The sequence below is a fragment of the Pseudomonas sp. rhizo25 genome, assembly GCF_031931935.1.
GTDB classification, from domain to species: domain Bacteria; phylum Pseudomonadota; class Gammaproteobacteria; order Pseudomonadales; family Pseudomonadaceae; genus Aquipseudomonas; species Aquipseudomonas synxantha.
Genome location: NZ_JAUJXA010000005.1, coordinates 96,257 through 115,336, shown reverse-complemented (window position 1 = coordinate 115,336; position 19,080 = coordinate 96,257). Strand labels below are relative to the sequence as shown.

The window sequence follows — 19,080 nt, the reverse complement described above, 5'->3', positions numbered from 1 at the left end:
AGTTTGCCGATGCGATTGAAAAGTTATCTGCTCCAGATCAACCCCGTCCTTTCCCGACCCGAAGCAGCCAGAAGGCTGCTTCGTATTTTTGCGAGCGTGCTGCTGGTGGGCATCCTGGGCGGGGTCTATACCTTTCTGCTGTCAACCTTCAACAACGACATTTCCCAGCGCCGCGGCTATATGAGCAGCGCTATAGCCGAAGCCCATACGTTTTTCACCAATCGCCAAGCCTTGCTCGAAAGCCTGAGTCTGTCGGCAGTGCGCAAGCAGACCAGGGTCTATCCCTCTTCGGCGGAAGAACAACACCTGGAGCTGGGGGACACGCCAGGCAGTCAATGGAGCATCTGGCTGACCGCGCGCATGCGCGACTACCTCAAGGCCAAACAGCTCAACCTGCTCTACGTCAACACCGGCTCCAACCCGCACGTGACGCGGCTGTTCGATGCGACCACGCAGGTATTGCCGATTTCCAAGTGCATGCTCAACCGCCTCAAGGCCCTACAACACACCGACCCGGCCACGCTCAACGAACTCTGGCTGAGCGACAGGACTGAACAGCACTCGCACCTGTATATCTTCATCCGCCTGGACGAGCGTGATCGCGACTCCGGCTGGCTCGGCCTGGAGATGGATAGCCGTGAAGTCTCCTCGACACTCAGCGACCAGAGCGCCGGCGAGTTCATGATGCTCAATTCCCAGGGCATGCTGGTGTTCACCAACAGCACCGATACACAGTTGAGCCAGCAACACCTGAGGCCCGGCGAAGACAGTTTTTTCGGTTTTGTCGGCAACGGCTGGCTGCCCGACCACCTGGTGATTCGCAAACACCTGAAGTCCTCTGAATGGCAGTTGATGTACTCCATCGACCTGCGTGCGGTGGTCACCGGTTTGTGGAAACAGCTGCTCGGTTCGCTGCTGTTCTGCCTGTTCAGCCTGACGCTGATCTGGTTGGTGATGCGCCGCGTCGATCAGCGTTTCATCCTTCCGTCTATCCATCGCATCCAGGCGTTGATCGAAAGCGAAGCCTTCGGCCGCGATGTGATCCAGACCGCCCCCGTGGCCCTCTGCGTGCTGCGCCGCACCGACGGCCAGGTGGTACTGGAAAACACCCTGGCCCAGCAATGGCTGGGTAATGGGCCGGAGCGCGAGGCGCTGCGCGCCGGCTGGATCGAGCAAGCCTTTGCCAACGGCCCTTCCGAGCGCAGTGACTACTTTGAAACCATCGACGGCCGTCACTTATACCTGAGCAGTGCACCGACCCGCTACAAAGGCGAAGACGTCCTGTTTTGCGCATTCAGTGATATCAGTGCGCGCAAGCAGGTCGAGGCGGCGCTGGAGGAGGCGCGGCAATCGGCGGACGCAGCTAATGCCGCGAAAACCCTGTTTCTGGCGACCATGAGCCATGAAATCCGTACACCGCTGTATGGCGTGCTAGGCACCCTGGAACTGTTGGCGCGCACGCAACTGGATGCGCAACAAAAGGACTATCTGCAGGCGATCGAAGGCTCATCGTCGACCTTGCTGCAACTGATCTGCGATGTGCTGGACGTATCAAAGATCGAAGCCGGGCAGCTGGCACTGGAGATGAGCGAGTTCTCGCCGCTGGACCTGGTGCATGAAATCATCCAGGGCTACGCCGCGGCCGCCCACGCCAAGGGCCTGCAGCTGTACGCCTGCTTCGATCCCAAGTTGCCGGAACGGCTGATCGGTGACGTGACGCGCATCCGCCAGATTCTCAATAACCTGCTCAACAACGCGGTGAAATTCACCGACTATGGGCGCGTGGTGCTGCGGGTCAAAGTGCTGGGCCGCGACGGCGAACGCTCCAGCCTGTTGTGGCAAGTCTCAGACACCGGCAAAGGTATCGCCCAGGAAGACCAGGCGATGATCTTCGAGCCGTTTTACCAGAGTGAGGGCAATACCAATGTGGTTGCCGGCACCGGCCTGGGCCTGCCGATTTGCCAGCGTCTGACGGAGTTGATGAACGGCAATATCCGCATGGTCAGCGAACTCGGCCTGGGTAGCAGTTTCAGCCTGATCCTGCCGTTGGAGGAAGCATCTGTTGCACCGATGACACCGTTGCTGGCCGAGACCATTTACGTGGCCTCGCCGATCCCGGAACTGGCAAACGCGATCGCCGGCTGGTTGCGCCGTTGGGGCGCCAGGGCCCAGGCGGGCTTGCCGACGTTGGCGGACAAGCACCTGCTGCTGCAAGTGCACCCCGGCAGCGTTGACCCGTTACTGGTGCCCGAGTGGCCAGGGCCGGTGATTCACGTGAGCAGCAATGCCTGCCCCTGCGTAGAAGCCGACGCTGGCGCCTGGCACGTCAACCTCAACCACCTGGGAGCCATTCATCAGGCCGTGAGCCAGGCGCAAGGGCTATGGGTGGCCCGCGCCGATGAGCAAACGCACCAGCGGGACCTGAACAAACTCAACCTGCATCTGCTGGTGGCCGAGGACAACATCATCAACCAGCTGATTTTGCGTGACCAACTCGAAGAACTCGGCTGCACCGTGGAACTGGCGGCCGACGGTCAAGAAGCGTTGCAGCTGTACAGCGCCGGCAACTTCGATGTGGTGTTGACGGATGTGAACATGCCCCATATCAACGGCTATGAACTGGCGCGTGAACTGCGTCGACAGGGCTGCCCGTTGCCGATTATCGGGGCCACCGCCAACGCCATGCGCGGCGAGGCCGACCTGTGCCTGGCCGCCGGCATGAACCATTGCCTGGTCAAACCTTTTGCGTTGCGGGCTCTATTCAACTCCCTGGCGCCTTATGCACGGATCCCCCATGAAGCCCCTTAGTATTCTGATTGTCGAGGACCATCCCCTGCAGCATATCTACCTGCAGAACCTGCTCAGCGAGTTGGGAGATTTCCTGCTCGAAACCGCCGAGGATGGCAACCAGGCGCTGGAGCGTCTGCGCCAGCGGGACTTCGACCTGGTGCTGACCGACCTGCTGATGCCCGGCATGGACGGCGTGCAATTTATCCAGTGCCTGGCCAGCCTACGCTGCAAGCCGGCGCTGGCGATCATGAGCGCGGCGTCACGGCGCATGCTGATGGCGGCCAGCCTGGTTGCAAAAAACCTCGATGTCGAAGTGATCGGGCTGATCTCCAAACCAGTGACCGCCGAGGCCTTGCGCACACTGGTCGATCAACTCAGGAACAAGGTGCACAAGCCCTCTCCGGAATTGCCCGAGCACATGGACATCGACCGTCAAACGCTGGTACAGGCCATGAGCGGTGGCCAGTTCCAGGCCTGGTTCCAGCCGAAGAAATCCCTTGCCAACGGCCGTATCGTAGCCGCCGAAGCCTTGGTGCGCTGGATGCACCCCGAGCAAGGCGTGATGCTGCCCGCCGCGTTCCTGCCGGCGATCAAGGCATTCGAACTGGAGGAACGCCTGTTGTGGCTGGTGCTCAAGCAGGCGATCCACGCCCAGGAACACTGGCGCCAGCGTGGCTATGAAATCCCGGTGTCGATCAACCTGCCCACACACCTGCTCAACAGCCATGACCTGGCCGACCGCTTGCTGGAGTTCGTGCTGCACCACAACGGCATCCCCGCAATGATCTGCTTTGAGCTGATGGAATGCTCGGTGCCGCAAGACATCAGCAACTTCTACGCCGGCGCCTGTCGATTGCGGATCAAGGGATTCGGTTTGTCCCAGGATGATTTCGGCAAGGGCTACAGCTCCTACCTCAACCTGGTGTCCACGCCGTTTACCGAATTGAAGATCGACCAGGCACTGGTGCAGGGCAGCCACGACAACGAAGGCATCGCCCAGGCGTTGGCGAGCATTATCGCGCTGGGCCGCAAGTTGGGCCTGACGGTGGTCGCCGAGGGCGTGGAAACCCCCCAGCAATTGGCGCTGCTGCGCAAAATCGACTGCAATCAGGTGCAGGGCTTCCTGATCTCCCATGCGGTGTCTTCAGACCAATTTCAGCAACTACTGAACAATGATGGCCCCGCGACATCTCACTAGCTGGCGGCCCCGGATTACTTGCCCTTTAAAGGAGTAAGCAGCATCCAGTGCCGATTTTTCCTGCGCCTGCGGACCCCCTGATGAAGCACAACAACGCGATCCTCGAAGCCTTTACCCGCAGCTCATTGCGCCTGAACAAGGGCTTGATGGTCCTGATGGGAATTGCTTTGCTACTGGTACTGACCAATTACTGGTCTCTGCAAAGGGGCGTCGAAATCCGGTACGGCGCCATGCGCTTTCACTTTGCGCGACTGATGGAAAATCTCTCAGATCAGCAAACCTACCTCAAGAGCCTGACGCATCCCGGCATCCAGGCCGAACTGCTGCACGCCACCCACGTGCAGATCAGCCTCAAGAGCCGCATGGTCGACAACCGCCGCACGTTGTACGAAGGCCAGAAGTATTCGTTTTCGGTACCGTTCAGCATCAAGTTCGATGAACAGCAGATCGGCGCCGCCGCCAGACCGCCGATTTTTGCCCTGGGCGCGCACCTGACCAGTTACTACAGCGCCTTCTGGTCCTCGTCGCCGTACGAGGCGCCGCAAACCTTTCTGCTCAATCGTCAGGCGAACTACACCATCACTGTTCCGTCCGTGGGCTATCAGCACCGGGAAAGCCCCGAGGATACCGACAACCCCGTGGCGCGAGTCAACGCTGTGCAGCAAATCCTCGCACAGACACCGCAGCCGCTTGAGCAGAATCGGGTGTATTGGCAGGCCGGACCCGAACCCGAATATTTGCTGGCCTACATCGGCCTGCCACTCGACGCACAGGGCCAGGCAGTGATCGGCACCCTGCTCGATGTGTCGCAGGTCGACGATGTACAGCGCGCATTGAATCACTCGGCGTTTGATCGCTTCACCCTGATTGGCCCTGACGGCAGCCGGTTGATCGGGCCTACCATCCAGGCGCAGCTCAGCGACGGTGTGCATTTCACGGCCAACGGCATTGAATTCAAGATCACCCAGGCCGGCGACCAGCCCTGGAGCGCGGTCTATGGTCTGAACTACTCGCACTTCTTTCACTCCGCATTGTGGCCGTTGAGCACCTTGGCGTTGCTGCTGCTCAGCCTGATCACCCTGGGTTGGGCCGGCAGTCGCTGGTATCGACGCCAGGTGATTACGCCGGCGCAACTGGCCCACGAACGCATTGCCGAAAGCGTGGCATTCAGCCGCGTGATCATCGACACCGCCCCCACCGGGTTATGCGTGGTGCGACGCAGCGATGGCAAGGTGTTGATCGAAAACCAGCGGGCCCAGCAATGGCCGGGTACCGCACGTTTGGTGGCGGCCATGGCCGGTAAGCACGACATGGCTGAGAGCGGAGAAACGCATCTGGAGATCGAGGGCCGGCACCTGCAGATCGGCTTTGTGTCAACCCGCTATCAGGCTGAAAACGTGCGCCTGTACGCTTTCAACGATATTACCCGGCATATCGAAGATGCCCAGTCCCTGGAAGAAGCGCGTCACGCCGCCGATGCGGCCAGCGAGGCCAAGACGTTGTTCCTGGCAACGATGAGCCATGAAATCCGTACGCCGCTCTATGGCGTGCTTGGCACCCTCGAATTACTCGGTCTGACGAATCTTGACCCACACCAGAAGGCCTACCTTCACACCATCCAGCGCTCGTCCGCCACGCTGTTCCAACTGATCAGCGATGTGCTGGATGTCTCGAAGATCGAGTCCGGGCAAATGGCGATAGAAGCTGTGGAGTTCTGCCCGCTGGACATGCTCGAAGACACCCTGCACACCTACGCCGCTTTCGCCCAGCGCAAGGGGCTGCAGCTCTACAGCTGCATTGACCCGCAGTTGCCGGACTGCGTGATGGGCGACCCGATGCGCATCCGCCAGATTCTCAATAACCTGGTCAGCAACGCGATCAAATTCACCGATTTCGGGCGCGTGGTGATTCGTGCCAGGGTGACGGGGCGCGACGCCAATCATGTCGACCTGCAATGGCAAGTCACCGACTCGGGCGTAGGCATCCCCGAGGCGCAGCAGGCCAAGCTCTTCGATGTGTTCTACCAGGCGCCGGACACCGCCAGCGAAGGTGGCGCCGGGCTTGGCCTACCGATCTGCCGGTGGCTGGCGCAGATGATGGACGGCGAGATCCGTGTGGTCAGCGAGCCTGGGCTGGGCAGCAGCTTTACGTTGAAAATGCGCCTGCCGCTGTGTGGCGGCACACTCACCAACCTGCCGCTGATCGAACCCAGCCCGACCCCGGTATACGTACAGGCACCGGTACGCGAACTGGCGCAGGCGATGAGTGACTGGCTCAACCGCCTGGGCATTACCGCCGCCCTGGCGGCGACCGCCCAAGACAAAGACAACCACCATGCAGTGCTGGTGGACCTGTTGCCCAGGGAGCCCGCCAGGCCATGGGTCGGCCAGCGCGTGCTGTGCCTGCCGGGTGCGCACAGCCCGCCGCTGCACACGGCGCAAGGCTGGGTGGTGGATCTGCACGACGTACGCGCCCTCGCCGCCACCGTGTCACTGGCGCAGCATGGCAAGCATGAGCAGCCGACGCCGACCCGACCACAAAGCGCGGGGCGGTTGGGGCTGCGCATCCTGGTGGCCGAGGACAACCCGGTCAACCAGGCGATCATCAAGGAGCAGCTGGAGGCACTCGGTTGCTCAGTGAGCCTGGCCGCCAACGGCGAGCAGGCGTTGCAATTGTGGCAACCCCAGGCTTTCGACCTGGTACTGACCGACGTGAATATGCCGTTGATGAATGGGTACGAGCTGGCCAGAATCCTGCGCGAACATGACCCTCAGTTGCCGATTATCGGCGTGACCGCCAATGCGATGCGCGAGGAAGGCGTGCGCTGCCTGGCGGTGGGCATGAACGCCTGGATCGTCAAGCCCTTGAGCCTGCAAACCCTGCGTGGCCAGTTGATCAAGCTGTGCAAGGTCCAGCCCCCGGTTGAGCCTGCCGCGTCGGTATTCGACGACAGCGTGCAACTGTCGGACAAGATGCGCCCGCTGTTCATCAGCAGCGTGCAGCAGGACATACAGCGCATCGGTGTGGCTCTGGCACAGCGTGATACCCGCAACCTCGGCCAATTGCTGCATTCGATCGCCGGCGCCCTGGGTGCTGTTCAGGCCCTCAGCCTGGCCCAGGCGTGCATCGAACTGGAAAGCGCCCTTGACCGCGGCAGCCTCGACACAACGCTTGAGCTCAAGGTGAAGACTGTGATGCGGCGTCTGTCGGCCGTTCTGGAGACTCTCCAGCCCGGGCATTCTTCACTCACTTGAACTGGCACTACGGACGGCCCTTTATGAAAAAATTCAACGTGGTAATCGCCGACGATCACCCGATCGTGTTGCTGGGCGTTCGCGAACTTGTAGAGCGGGACATACGCTTTCAAGTCGTCGGCGAGGCCGTGTGTTCGGCCGGCCTGATCGAGTTGTTGCAGCATCAAGGCGTCGATATCGTGATCACCGACTACAACATGCCAGGCGACTCGCCCTACGGCGATGGCCTGAAGCTGGTGGAGTACCTGAAACGGCATTTCCCGCAGGTACAGATCCTGATCCTGACCATGATCTCCAACTACCTGATCCTCACCCGCCTGCAGGAACTGGGCGTGGTCGGCATCATTCAGAAAAGCCAGTTGCACACCGAAATTCAACTGGCACTCAAGGCGATCGCCCAGCGCAGCGCCTATCGAAGCCTGGAGCCGCCCAAAACCTCAGTGATCGAGACCCTCACCGCCATAGACGAACGCTTCACCAGTTTATCGCCCAAAGAGTTCGAGATCCTGCGCTTGTTCATTTCCGGCATGAGCGTGAGTGATATTGCCCGCCGTCAGAACCGAAGTTCAAAGACCATCAGCGCGCAAAAGATATCGGCCATGCGCAAACTTGAAGTGAGCAGCGACCAGGATCTACTTGCTTATTGCCTGGAACGAAACATCTTCAACTAACGCATAACTTGCAAGCCATTCCTGGACAATGGCTTTGCCCTTTGTTTTCGAGCCTTCCACCGTAGCAACAGCACAAATAACCTGCCCGCCCCAGAGCTTATAAGAATCGTCTTATTCGCTCCCTCCGCCTCGTCGCCTACTCTTTGCTCGCAGTTCAACAACAGCACTTTTTTCAACTAACACTTACGGACATCATCATGAAGAAGTTTTCCCTGGCTGTGATCGCCTCGGCCATTATCGCCGCTTCCGGCAGTGCATTTGCCGCGGACCCTGCTCCGACGCCAACTCTGGGCGGCAGCGGTAAAATCACCTTCACCGGCGTCATTAATAACGATGCCTGCTCGGTGGACGGCGCCAACTCCGACCGCACCATTTCGGTGGACATGGGCAACGTATCGATCAAGGACATGGGCACCGCGGAAAACCCGACCGCAGGCCGCGTGACCGCCAAAGACTTCAACCTGAACGTCAACTGCAACCAGGGCACCAAGGTCGCCATGATCTTTGACGCCAACAACGGCGGTTCGGGCCTGGTCACCGGCAAAAAAGTACTGGCCCTGAACCCGGGTTCGGCCACTGCACAAAACGTCGGTATTGCCCTGCTCGACAGCAAAGGCGGTCTGATCGACCTCAGCTCGCCAAGCACCGCACGCATTGAAAGCACCATGCACGGTGCCGGTACTGAAGGCGGCGACGCCACCCTGAGCTTCGCGGCCGCCTACGTCACTACCGCAGCCGCGGGTTCGTCCACCGCCGGTCGCGGTGACGCCACCCTGCCGTTCATCCTGCAATACGAATAATTCGGCGCCCCGGGCACCAAACGCGCGAGGCCTTGCGGCCTCGCCATTGTCTTCTGATTACACCGGATAACCCTCATGCCGCCTCGTTCTATTGCCGCATGTCTGGGGCTGCTGGGCTTGCTCATGGCTACCCAGGCCGCCGCCAGCATTTCATTGAATGCCACCCGTATCGTGTTTGACGGTGACCACAAGGAAGCCAACATTACCGTGCGTAACGGTAACCAGGATGTATTGATTCAATCCTGGGTCGACATGAACGATGCCAGCGCCAGCCGCGCGCCGTTTGCCGTCACCCCGCCCCTGGCGCGGGTATTTGCCAAGGAACAACAACTGCTGCGAATCCTGTACGAAGGCACCGGCATGCCCACGGACCGCGAGTCGGTGGTGTGGCTCAACGTGCAGGAAATCCCCAAGGCCAGCGAAGCCGAGAACACCTTGCAGTTGGCTATACGCCAACGCATCAAGATTTTTTACCGCCCTGCAGGCCTCACCGGCAGTGCGCTGCAAGCCCCTGCGCAGCTTGAATGGACGCTGGCCAGACATGGCAGCCAAACCCTGTTGCAGGTGAAAAACCCGACGCTGTACCACGTGTCCATGGCCGACATCAAAGTGCAGGCGGTACTGGCCAGCGACTCCACCATGATCGCGCCTGGCGAGCAAAAACAGTTTGCGCTCAATGCTCCAGTTGCCAGCGGACCGGTGCAGTTGTCGTTTTCCAGCATCAATGACTACGGCGCGCAGAATCACTACAGCGCGCCTTTGTTCAGCGGCGCGACGCTGCCGGCGCACGCGACTGAATCGCGCCTCAACCCCTAAGCACTTTCGTTAACCCACAGGCTCACTTCGCGTGCGTGTTTGCGTGCCCGGCTGTCCGTCAATCAGGGATGTCATAGGTCTTCGCATGTCTTTTCTTTCCAGCAACAGGCCCGCACGTGGCGTACTGAAGTTGAAGACGCTGTCGCTGGCGATCGCTGCCAGCTTGCCCAGCCTGGCCATGGCCGATGACGCTGCGGAAACCTTCAACACCACCTTCCTGCAAGGCTCGCAGTCACCAGTGGACCTGCAGCAATTGCTCTCGGCCAACAGCGTGCTGCCGGGCAACTACCGCGTCGACCTGTACAGCAACGAAGTGCTGGTGGGCCGACGCGACATCGACTTCAAGCGCAACCCCAAGAACGACCGCGTCGAAGCCTGCCTGACCCTCGACCTGCTCAAGCAACTGGGTATCGACCTGCACCGTTTGCAGGCCGAGGGCAAGCTCGACCCGCAGCAGCCGCAGGAATGCTACGCCCTTGCCGACATGATCGAAGACGCCAGCGTGCGCTACGACAGCAGCCGTCTGCGCCTGCTCGCGAGTATTCCGCAGGTAGCGATGCAGCGCGGCCTGCGCGGGTATGTCGACCCACAGTTGTGGGACGACGGTGTGCCCGCCGCCTTCATCAATTACCAGCTCAACAGCAGCCGCACCGCTGGCGACTACAAGACCCGCATCGCCAATAACCTGGGCCTGCGCAACGGCATCAATCTGGGGGCCTGGCGCCTGCGCAACGAGTCGAACCTGAGCGGCGGCACCGATCGCTCGAATACCTTCACCAGCAACCGCACGTACTTGCAGCATGACGTCACCGCGATCAAGGGCCAATTCAGCGCCGGTGAAATTTTCTCCGACACCGACTTGTTCGACAGCGTGCGCTATCGCGGGGTCAAGCTGGCTTCCGACGACGGCATGCGCGCCGACAGCGAGCGCGGCTACGCGCCGGTGATCCGCGGCGTGGCGCAGACCAACGCGACGGTTGAGATCCGCCAGAACGACTACATCCTCTACACCGCCAACGTCGCGCCGGGGCCGTTCGAGATCAACGATATCTACCCCAGCGGCTCCAACGGTGACCTGCAAATCACCGTGATCGAAGCCGACGGCACGCGCCGGGTGACGATGCAGGCGTTCTCCAGCCTGCCGATCATGGTGCGCGAAGGCCAGGTCAAATACAGCGTCTCGGCGGGCACGTTCAAAAGCAATGCCGATGGCCTGGCAAGCCCGCGTTTTTTTAGCGGTACGCTGGCTTACGGCTTGACCAGCAACCTCAGCGGGATTGTCGGTGTGCAAGCCAGTGAGGACTACAGCGCGCTGTCGATCGGTGCCGGCCGGAACACCGCATTCGGTGCGTTCTCCCTGGATACCACCCATTCGTCCAGCAAGGCCCAGGGCCGAACCTCCCAGGGCAGCAGCGTACGCGCCTTGTACGCCAAGACCTTTGCCGGCACCGACACCAACTTCACCCTGGCCGCTTATCGCTACTCCACCGAGGGCTATCGCACCCTCACAGACCATGTGGAAGACAGCAGCGAAGACCTGCGCGTGCGCACTGGCCACTCGAAAACCCGCACCGACCTGACCATCAACCAGAGCATCGGACGCAACAGCGAATTCGGCAGCCTGTATGTAAACGCCAGCGACCAGCGCTATTGGAATCGCGGCGGTTCCCAGAGCTTTTCCGCGGGCTACACCGGCAACTGGGGCGACCTGAGCTACAACCTTGGCGTGACGCGCACCAAGCAGATCGTCACCTGGGGCGAGCCGAGCAGCGACACACAGTTGAACCTGTCGGTGTCCTTCCCGCTGGGCAGCCAGGCCCGTGCGCCACGGGCGTTTGTCACCACCAGCCACCAACGTGGCGATACCACCACCCAGGCAGGCATCAACGGCTACGTGGCCGATACCAGCGACACTTTCTATTCGGTGCAGGCCGGCCACAGTGACACCAGCGGCGACTCAGGCTCGGTGAACATCAACAGCCGCACCGCCGTGGCAGACGTCAGCCTCGGTTACAGCCAGGGCCAGGGCTACAACTCACAAAACTTCAACCTTGCCGGTTCTGTGGTGGCCCATGCTGGCGGCGTCAACCTGGGGCAAACCGTCAGCGAGACCTTCGCCCTGGCCGAGGTGCCTGGCGTCGCTGGAGCCAAGATCAACAGCTACAGCGGGGTGGAAACCGGTTACAACGGCTATGCGGTGGTGCCCACTGCGCAACCCTACCGGGTCAACTGGATCAGCCTGGACACCCGCGACCTGGGTGGCGACGTGGAAATCACCAACGCCACCCAGCAACTGGTGCCGCGCCGTGGCGCCATCGTGGTGGCGCATTACAGTGGTACTACCGGACGGCGCGTATTGTTTGAGTTGTTCGACGCACAGCATCAGCCGCTGTCGTTTGGTGCCTCACTGGAAGACGCCAATGGCAAGCAGTTGGCGATTGCCGATCCGAATGGCAATGCCCTGGCACTGGTGGAAGAGGATCAGGGCACGCTGATCATCAAGTGGGGTGAGCAGCATTGTCGTGCCACCTATGCGTTGCCACCGCCGAACAAGGCGCTGAATTATGAGCGCCAGTCACTGGTGTGCACGCCTTGATTGTGCGGGTGATTGCGCTACTGTGCTGACCACGCGCCTACCCTCTGCGAGACTTGCCCATGCGTAACTTGTTCTTCGCCAGTGCCTGCCTGTTGACCACCGCCCTGGCAGGCTGCCAACAGACCCCGCCGGCCAACGACCAACTCGACGCTGTGCTCTGGACCCAGACGTCCATCGAGCACGAGCTGATCTACCGCCAGCTCTTCGCCAACGCCACCCGCCAACTCGATGTAGCGTTGGCCGACCCAACCTGGGACGCCCTGCCCTTGCCGGCGCGCAAGCTGGCCGGCCTGCCACCGGCGGTGGTGGTGGATATCGACGAGACCCTGTTGGACAACGTGCCGCTCAACGCCCGCGACATCATCAATAACCAGGTGTATTCCTATGACCGTTGGAACACCTGGGTGGAGCAGGCCAAGGCCCAGGCACTACCAGGTTCCGTGGCATTCCTGCAGGCTGCCAGGCAAAAAGGGATCAAGGTGTATTACCTCACCAACCGCGAACACAGCCAGGTCGCGGCCACGGCCAACAACCTGCGTTTACGCGGCTTTCCGATTGAGAGTAATGAACAGATCCTGGCGGCCAGCACGCCTACCGGCCACTGTGAAAGCGCCGGCTACGGCAAGAACTGCCGCCGTCAATGGGTCGCCAGCCAGGCACGCGTGCTGTTGATGGCCGGTGACTCCCTGGGAGATTTCGTGCAGGCCGAACACAACACCCTGGCTGCGCAGCGCAAGGCCGTTGAACCCTATGTGAACTGGCTGGGGCAACGCTGGTTCCTGCTGCCCAACCCGAGCTACGGCAATTGGTACAGCGCGCCGTATGGGGATGATGAAAAGTTGCCGTTTGCGCAGAAGCGCAGGCTTAAGCAGCAGGCGTTGTTGTTGCAGGAATAGAGAGTAGCCCCCTCCCACATTAGAAAACCGAGGGCCGTTCATCCCACTCATTTGCACTGCGGCCCTCATATCATCACACTCGTCATCCACCCGCCGGCTCAGGAACCGCAAATGCCTCACTCCTTGCTCAAGCCTGCGCTGCCCGGCATTGCGCTGCGGCGATGGCGTTTGCTGCACCGCGTCAAGCAAAGCCATGCGGCGCAGCTATTCAACGTCACGCAATCGACTATTTCGCGCTGGGAAAGTGGCATACAAGCAATGGATCCGGCTGCGCACCAACAGCTTGAGCAACTGTTGGCAGCCCGGCTTGATGCAGCCGCCGACCAGGCATTGGCCCGGCTGGTCAGTGAGAGTTCGCAAGCGATGCACCTGGTATGCGACCTGACGCACCGCCTGCTCGCATGCTCGCCCTCCCGTGCACTCCAATTCACCAGCCCGCTCACCGACCTTATGGGCCAGTCGCTGTGGCGCTTCGCAACCCAGGAAATCCAGCTGATCGAAGCCAGCCTGGAGCACACCGGCTGGCGCGAAACCCAGGCCCCCCCAGCCCTTGAGTTCACCACTGGAAGCAACGATTCCAGCCTCGTGCCGATACGCCCAAGCCTGTGTCGGTGGACGCGCATGACCCTGAGCGATGGCAGCGCCGCGCGCCTGGTCGAGACGCTCTGACTGAACACCGCGCATATCTTATGCGTGGACGATCTACGCTCGCGCACCTAGGCTTACCTGCATAACCGACCTTGTGGGGGCAGCATCATGGACCTGGAAAAAATCAAAGGCCGTCTCGATTTCCTGCGCGAAGCGGAAAAACTCAAGGATGTGCTCAGAAGTGCCCACACGGCTTCGGGTCGCACTGAAAGCACGGCCGAACACAGTTGGCGCCTGTGTCTGATGGCGATGGTGTTCGCCGATCAACTGCCCGGCCTGGACCTGCTGAAAATCCTCAAGATGTGCGTTATCCATGATTTGGGCGAAGCCATCCACGGCGATATCCCGGCGGTCAGCCAGGCGGCCTTTCCCAACAAGGGCGAACAGGAGCGACTCGACCTGCTGCTGTTGGCCCAGTCCCTGGACAGCCCGCTGAAAACCGAAATCCTGACGTTGTGGGATGATTACGAGAACGCGCTTTCGCCGGAAGCAAAAGCGGTCAAGGCCATGGACAAACTGGAGACCCTGCTGCAGCACACCCAGGGGCTGAACCCTCCCGATTTCGACTACGCCTTCAACCTGGCCTACGGCAAAAAACACACGGATGCCGACCCCTTGTTCGAAGCATTGCGGGCATTGATCGATCGAGCGACAGAGCAAAGGCTTCACGCCGCCGAGTAACGGGTTTGATCACAACGCCCGAGCAGCAATCGCCTCCACCTCCACCAACGCCCCCGGCAACGGCAACGCCACCACTTGCAACGCTGTCCGCGCCGGTTTGTTCGGCTGCTCCGGCGTGCCGAAGAACTGCGTATACCCACGCTGCAGCCCGGCAAAATCCAGCTTGCCGTCGGTTTCTTCGGTACCGACCAGAAACACCCGCAACTGCACGATATCGCCCAGGTCCAGGTCGTGTTGGCTCAGGATCTGGCGCAATTTGTTGAACACCGAAACAGTCTGCACTTCGGTATCGCCAAAAACCCCAGGCACGCTCGGGTCGGCAAGGTCCGGCAGGGTGCCACTGACGAACACCAGGCTGGCGGAGGCCGGCACGGTGACGGTTTGCGAGATGGGGAAGTCGCCGACGCTGGTGCGTTGGATGCTGTTGCTCATGGTGTTACTCCTTAGGAAGCGGCCACGGCCGCGGTCTGTCGTTGTTGGATGACGCGCTCGGCCAGTTGCGCGACCACATGGCGCGCTGAGTTGGCGGCTGACTCCTGCCAGATCCCCACGCCGCTTTGCACCAGGCCGTCTCCTGCGAAGTACACGCGGCCGTGGGGGCGTTCGAGCAAGGCGCTGGCCTCGGCCGGGAAGTGCTCGCGTTGCAGCCATGGGCCTTCGCTGTAGGGGATCTGTTCCCAGGACACCGCCAGCGGATTACGCAGGTGCTTGGAATAACCCGGATGCAGGAGCTCCACGGCCTCCCTCGAAGTGGCGTACTGCTTATCGAGAGGCTGTGCGCCAAACGCGTCGGCGCCCTCCCCCGTCACGTATCCAGCCACCAGCACACCATCGCGGGTGTTGAGGTCGTTGCTGGGATACCAGAGCAGGCGCGCTGGGTGTTCGATCCACGACAGGCCGCCGTAGGTGCGGTAATCGGTTTCCCAGAAGCGCGGGGATTGCCACGCCACCTTGGTCGCCTGATCGCTGCGGGTGCTGCGCAACGCGGCCTTGATCGGGTCGCTGAAATCCGTATCGAGTTTGGCCAGCAATGGCAGCGGCAAGGTCGAGATCAAGTAATCGGCGCGCACCACCTGTTCACGGCCGCTGTGCTGGTCGTGATAGGTCACCGCCACGCCGTCCTCCAATTGGCGGATCTGCCGCACCCGGGCGCCCAGTTGCACCTGCTCATGCACGCGCCGGTAGAAGGCATCGGTGATACGGTCCATACCGCCCACCGGCTGGAACATGGTGGCGGAGAATTCCGGAAACTCAGTGTGCAGCAAGGCGCCCCAGAGTTCCGGGTGCAGCAGGCGTTCGAGCCCCAGCGGGCGACAACGGGCGGGCAAGGCGCCAGGGTGGGCAGCGGATTCCAGGTGCCCCGAGCGCAGGGTGCCCTCGAAGGCCAGTTCCTGGGACAGGTCGCCATACACCTGAAGGAAACCCAGCAAGCGCGTGCGCTCTTCGCTACTCAGTACATCATCAAGGGCGTCACGCTGCACCGCCTTGGCCAACAACCCGGACAGGTGCCCACGGGTATCGTTGAGCGCCTGGCCGAGGCTGAACGCCGGTTGGCTGAGGTCCGGCCGCACCTGGGCGCCATGGCTGCTGTTGACCAGCACTTCCAGGGGCACGCCCAGCTCGCTGCAATAGTCGAGGATCGTGCGGTGTTGGCTGGGAATGCGCGCAGGGCCGGCGTTGAAATACTGGCCCGGATCAAACCCCACGGTCTGCGAGCGGCCATCCTTGTAGTCCACGCGGTCACCGTTGCGCAGGGTCCAGGTGCGGCCCCCAACGCGCTCTCGGGCTTCGAGCACTTGTACGTTGAAGCCGGCGCGGCTCAGTTCCAGTGCCGTGACCAGCCCGGCAATCCCGGCGCCCAGCACCAGCACACGGGTGCCCTGCCCCAGGCCGTCCTTGAGTTTCAGCGGTTGCGGCCGGCGGTGTGAGGATGGGCCCAGGCCCAAGACCGCCAATGCGTCCTTGACGGCCTTTTCACCGCCCACCGCAGCAATGCTCGACAACGCTTCACGTCGTGTCAGTCCCATGTGCAATCCTCCTTAATCCGGCAGCCCGGGCGGGTTGATCAGCGATTGGTCGACCCGCTCCACATCCAGGCCCCAGCGCTGCAAGACCTGTTCGTATTGGCCACCGGCAATCGCGCCTTGCAAGGCGGTGTGGATCGGCTGGACCAGGCCATTGTCCTTGCGCGTGGTCACGGCGATATCGGCCTGCAGCGGCCAGCCACCGTTGACGGTGCCGACGCGCTTGATACCGCCGGTGATTGCCGCCGAATAGGCGTACACCGAGTTCGGCCCGAACAGCGCATCACTGCGCCCTGACTGCACCGCCAGTTGCGCGGCGGCCTGGTCATCGAAGTACTGCAACAGTGCAGGCTTGAGGCCGGCTTTTTCATTGGCCTCGTTCCAGGCCAGCAGGACCTTTTCCTGGTTGGTGCCGGAGCCGACGATGATCTTCAGCCCGGCAATGTCCGCTGCCTGCTTGATCTCAGTGATCTTGCTGGTGCTCTTGACGTAAAAGCCGAGCACATCCTGGCGGTAGGTGGCGAAATCAAAGCGCTTTTTGCGTGCCTCGGTGACGGTGACGTTGCTGATCACCACGTCGTATTTGCCCGAGCTGACGCCCAGGGGCCAATCCTCCCAACTGGTCTGTACCACATTGAGTTGCAGGCCGAGGCTATCGGCGATCAGTTGTGCGGTATCGGCTTCGCTGCCGATGGTGGTCTTGTCGTCACTGGCGAGCAGCGCCAGGGGCGGCCCGGCCACGCCGGACACGGCCACGGTGAACTTGCCCGGCTGGGCGAACTTGAACCCCGGCGGGATCTGCGCGATGGCCGCTCCATTGCGCGGCACATGGATGCGCGGGCGGTCGGGGCTGAGGTCGACCTGTTGCACGGCGAAGGCGTATTGCGCGGTGCTGGCGGCAAGCGCCAGCAAGGCCACGCGGGTGGTATGGATGAACATGACAGTCACTCCTTGAACTAAAGCACCTTGCCGAGAAAGGCCTGGGTACGGGGATGGCGGGGTCGGCGGAAGATCTGTTCGGGCGGGCCTTCTTCGATCAACTGGCCGTCGCAGAGAAACACCACGTGGTCGGCAACTTCGCGGGCAAAGCCGATCTCGTGGGTGACGATCACCAGGGTCACGCCCAGCCGGGTCAGGCCCTTGATCACGTCCAGCACCTCGCCCACCAGCTCAGGATCGAGGGCCGAGGTGGGCTCGTCGAACAGCAGCACCTTGGGGTCCAGCGCCAGGGCGCGGGCAATGGCGACGCGCTGTTGTTGCCCACCGGAGAGCTGGCGCGGGTAGGCGTCGGCCTTGTCCGCCAGGCCGACCTTGGCCAGCAACTCGGCAGCCTTGAAGTGGGCTTGGGCCTTGCTCCAGCGCTTGTGGGCCAACGGCGCTTCGGCGATGTTTTCCCAGGCGGTCAGGTGCGGGAACAGGTTGAAGTTCTGGAACACAAAACCCACGTCGATGCGGCGCTTGAGGATCTCGCGTTCCTTGAGTTCGAACAGCAGGTCACCCTTGCGCCGATAGCCGACGTATTCACCATCGATGGTGATATGCCCACTATCGATCTTCTCCAGGTGGTTGATGGTGCGCAGCAGGGTGGACTTGCCCGAGCCGGACGGCCCGAGGATCACCGTGACCTTGCCGGGGTCGATGGTCAGGTCGATGTTATCGAGCACCTGCTGATTGCCAAAGCGCTTGCCCACGCCCTGGATCTGGATGCGCCCGGCGCGTGCTTCAGCCATGGGCCTTCTCCTTGAACCAGCGGCGCAGGCGCTGCAACGGCGTCGGCGGCAGCACCCGGGCGGTGCCGCGGGCAAAGTGGCGTTCGACGTAGTACTGGGCGCTGGTGAGCACGGTAGTAATGATCAGGTACCAGACGGTGGCGACGATCAGCAGCGGAATTACCGCCTGGGTGCGGTTGTAGATGACCTGCACGGTGTAGAACAGCTCGGGCAAGGCCAGCACGTAGACGATGGAGGTGCCCTTGACCAGGCCGATGATTTCGTTGAACCCCGACGGCAGGATCGAGCGCAGTGCTTGGGGCAGGATGATGCGGAAGATACGCCGCGAGGCCGGCAACCCAAGGGCGGCCGCCGCTTCGTGCTGGCCGGCTTCCACACCGATCAGGCCACCGCGGATGATCTCCGCCGCGTAGGCCGCCTGCATCAGGCTCAAGCCCAGCACCGCTACGGTGAATTGGCTGAGCACATCCACCGTCGACCATTCGGCGAACACCAGGTCGGTGAACGGCACCCCGAGCACGATGTGGTCATACAGGTAGGCAAAGTTGTAGAGAATGATCAGCACCAGCAGCGCCGGCATCGAGCGGAAAAACCAGATATAGCCCCAGGCCAATGCGGCCAGCAACGGCGAACCCGACAGCCGCGCCAGGGCCAGCGCCGTGCCAAGAATGACGCTGAACACAGTGCTCAGCAGGGTCAGCAACAGCGTCTGTCCCAGCCCGCGCAGCACTGACGGCGAGAAGAACCACTGGCTGAATACGCCCCACTCCCAGCGCGGGTTGGTGGCCAGGGAATGCACGATGGCGAGCAGCACCAGCGCGGCGAAGATCGACCCGGCCCAGCGCCAGGGATGTCGGGCGGGTACTACTTGCAGAGCCTTGATCGGCGTCGAGATACGGCGCTGGCGCAGCGGTTGGGCGCTGACCTCATCGAGCAGGTCGTAGGGTTTGGCGACAATGGGCATGTGCTATTCCTC

At 61.7% G+C, this 19,080-nt stretch carries 15 protein-coding genes; 10 read left to right on the top strand and 5 right to left on the bottom strand.

Going from position 1 to position 19,080, the window contains the following annotated elements:
• Window positions 1-9 precede the first annotated feature (9 nt).
• From QZR30_RS12890 to QZR30_RS12845, 10 genes are all read left to right on the top strand, one after another.
• Entirely contained in the window at window positions 10-2,808 is a 2,799-nt protein-coding gene (locus tag QZR30_RS12890) for an ATP-binding protein (RefSeq protein ID WP_046068817.1), read from the top strand.
• On the top strand, window positions 2,795-3,988 hold the full coding sequence (locus tag QZR30_RS12885; RefSeq protein WP_046068818.1) for an EAL domain-containing response regulator: 1,194 nt from the start codon (window positions 2,795-2,797) through the stop codon (window positions 3,986-3,988). Before QZR30_RS12890 ends, QZR30_RS12885 begins: the two co-directional genes overlap by 14 nt.
• Window positions 3,989-4,068: 80 nt before the next feature.
• Window positions 4,069-7,242 carry a hybrid sensor histidine kinase/response regulator gene (locus QZR30_RS12880; protein ID WP_059397280.1) on the top strand — a complete coding sequence of 1,058 codons (3,174 nt, stop codon included), beginning with the start codon at window positions 4,069-4,071 and terminating at the stop codon, window positions 7,240-7,242.
• 23 nt (window positions 7,243-7,265) lie between these two features.
• Window positions 7,266-7,913: a response regulator gene (locus tag QZR30_RS12875; protein ID WP_046068819.1), complete on the top strand. Its 648-nt coding sequence runs from the start codon at window positions 7,266-7,268 to the stop codon at window positions 7,911-7,913.
• A gap of 197 nt (window positions 7,914-8,110) precedes the next feature.
• On the top strand, window positions 8,111-8,713 hold the full coding sequence (locus QZR30_RS12870) for a fimbrial protein (protein ID WP_059397238.1): 603 nt from the start codon (window positions 8,111-8,113) through the stop codon (window positions 8,711-8,713).
• 75 nt (window positions 8,714-8,788) lie between these two features.
• The gene (locus tag QZR30_RS12865; RefSeq protein ID WP_056846683.1) at window positions 8,789-9,529 is read left to right on the top strand and encodes a fimbrial biogenesis chaperone; all 741 of its coding nucleotides are present in this window, start codon (window positions 8,789-8,791) and stop codon (window positions 9,527-9,529) included.
• Window positions 9,530-9,614: 85 nt separating this feature from the next.
• Entirely contained in the window at window positions 9,615-12,125 is a 2,511-nt protein-coding gene (locus QZR30_RS12860) for a fimbria/pilus outer membrane usher protein (protein ID WP_311903380.1), read from the top strand.
• A gap of 59 nt (window positions 12,126-12,184) precedes the next feature.
• Window positions 12,185-13,021: a 5'-nucleotidase, lipoprotein e(P4) family gene (locus QZR30_RS12855; RefSeq protein WP_274354951.1), complete on the top strand. Its 837-nt coding sequence runs from the start codon at window positions 12,185-12,187 to the stop codon at window positions 13,019-13,021.
• 111 nt (window positions 13,022-13,132) lie between these two features.
• Complete coding sequence (locus QZR30_RS12850) at window positions 13,133-13,690, top strand: helix-turn-helix domain-containing protein (protein WP_046068823.1); 558 nt, start codon at window positions 13,133-13,135, stop codon at window positions 13,688-13,690.
• Window positions 13,691-13,777: 87 nt separating this feature from the next.
• Window positions 13,778-14,350 carry an HD domain-containing protein gene (locus QZR30_RS12845; protein WP_046068824.1) on the top strand — a complete coding sequence of 191 codons (573 nt, stop codon included), beginning with the start codon at window positions 13,778-13,780 and terminating at the stop codon, window positions 14,348-14,350.
• A 9-nt stretch (window positions 14,351-14,359) separates the two neighbouring features.
• Here the strand turns inward: QZR30_RS12845 and QZR30_RS12840 are convergent, their stop codons facing one another.
• From QZR30_RS12840 to QZR30_RS12820, 5 genes are read right to left on the bottom strand one after another with little or no spacing between them, the layout of a single operon-like run.
• Complete coding sequence (locus QZR30_RS12840; protein ID WP_046068825.1) at window positions 14,360-14,782, bottom strand: RidA family protein; 423 nt, start codon at window positions 14,780-14,782, stop codon at window positions 14,360-14,362.
• A gap of 11 nt (window positions 14,783-14,793) precedes the next feature.
• Entirely contained in the window at window positions 14,794-16,377 is a 1,584-nt protein-coding gene (locus QZR30_RS12835) for a flavin monoamine oxidase family protein (RefSeq protein ID WP_046068826.1), read from the bottom strand.
• Between the two features lie 12 nt (window positions 16,378-16,389).
• Entirely contained in the window at window positions 16,390-17,313 is a 924-nt protein-coding gene (locus QZR30_RS12830; protein ID WP_311903379.1) for an ABC transporter substrate-binding protein, read from the bottom strand.
• 17 nt (window positions 17,314-17,330) lie between these two features.
• Complete coding sequence (locus QZR30_RS12825; RefSeq protein WP_056846688.1) at window positions 17,331-18,104, bottom strand: amino acid ABC transporter ATP-binding protein; 774 nt, start codon at window positions 18,102-18,104, stop codon at window positions 17,331-17,333.
• Window positions 18,097-19,068, bottom strand: coding sequence for an amino acid ABC transporter permease (locus QZR30_RS12820; RefSeq protein ID WP_046068829.1), 972 nt, complete (start codon window positions 19,066-19,068; stop codon window positions 18,097-18,099). Before QZR30_RS12820 ends, QZR30_RS12825 begins: the two co-directional genes overlap by 8 nt.
• Window positions 19,069-19,080 lie beyond the last annotated feature (12 nt).

Excerpts from the sequence above, each read along its gene's own strand:
- QZR30_RS12890 (WP_046068817.1), top strand. The coding sequence starts at position 10 with ATGCGATTGAAAAGTTATCTGCTCCAGATCAACCCCGTCCTTTCCCGA.
- QZR30_RS12885 (WP_046068818.1), top strand. The coding sequence starts at position 2,795 with ATGAAGCCCCTTAGTATTCTGATTGTCGAGGACCATCCCCTGCAGCAT.
- QZR30_RS12880 (WP_059397280.1), top strand. The coding sequence starts at position 4,069 with ATGAAGCACAACAACGCGATCCTCGAAGCCTTTACCCGCAGCTCATTG.
- QZR30_RS12875 (WP_046068819.1), top strand. The coding sequence starts at position 7,266 with ATGAAAAAATTCAACGTGGTAATCGCCGACGATCACCCGATCGTGTTG.
- QZR30_RS12870 (WP_059397238.1), top strand. The coding sequence starts at position 8,111 with ATGAAGAAGTTTTCCCTGGCTGTGATCGCCTCGGCCATTATCGCCGCT.
- QZR30_RS12865 (WP_056846683.1), top strand. The coding sequence starts at position 8,789 with ATGCCGCCTCGTTCTATTGCCGCATGTCTGGGGCTGCTGGGCTTGCTC.
- QZR30_RS12860 (WP_311903380.1), top strand. The coding sequence starts at position 9,615 with ATGTCTTTTCTTTCCAGCAACAGGCCCGCACGTGGCGTACTGAAGTTG.
- QZR30_RS12855 (WP_274354951.1), top strand. The coding sequence starts at position 12,185 with ATGCGTAACTTGTTCTTCGCCAGTGCCTGCCTGTTGACCACCGCCCTG.
- QZR30_RS12850 (WP_046068823.1), top strand. The coding sequence starts at position 13,133 with ATGCCTCACTCCTTGCTCAAGCCTGCGCTGCCCGGCATTGCGCTGCGG.
- QZR30_RS12845 (WP_046068824.1), top strand. The coding sequence starts at position 13,778 with ATGGACCTGGAAAAAATCAAAGGCCGTCTCGATTTCCTGCGCGAAGCG.
- QZR30_RS12840 (WP_046068825.1), bottom strand. The coding sequence starts at position 14,782 with ATGAGCAACAGCATCCAACGCACCAGCGTCGGCGACTTCCCCATCTCG.
- QZR30_RS12835 (WP_046068826.1), bottom strand. The coding sequence starts at position 16,377 with ATGGGACTGACACGACGTGAAGCGTTGTCGAGCATTGCTGCGGTGGGC.
- QZR30_RS12830 (WP_311903379.1), bottom strand. The coding sequence starts at position 17,313 with ATGTTCATCCATACCACCCGCGTGGCCTTGCTGGCGCTTGCCGCCAGC.
- QZR30_RS12825 (WP_056846688.1), bottom strand. The coding sequence starts at position 18,104 with ATGGCTGAAGCACGCGCCGGGCGCATCCAGATCCAGGGCGTGGGCAAG.
- QZR30_RS12820 (WP_046068829.1), bottom strand. The coding sequence starts at position 19,068 with ATGCCCATTGTCGCCAAACCCTACGACCTGCTCGATGAGGTCAGCGCC.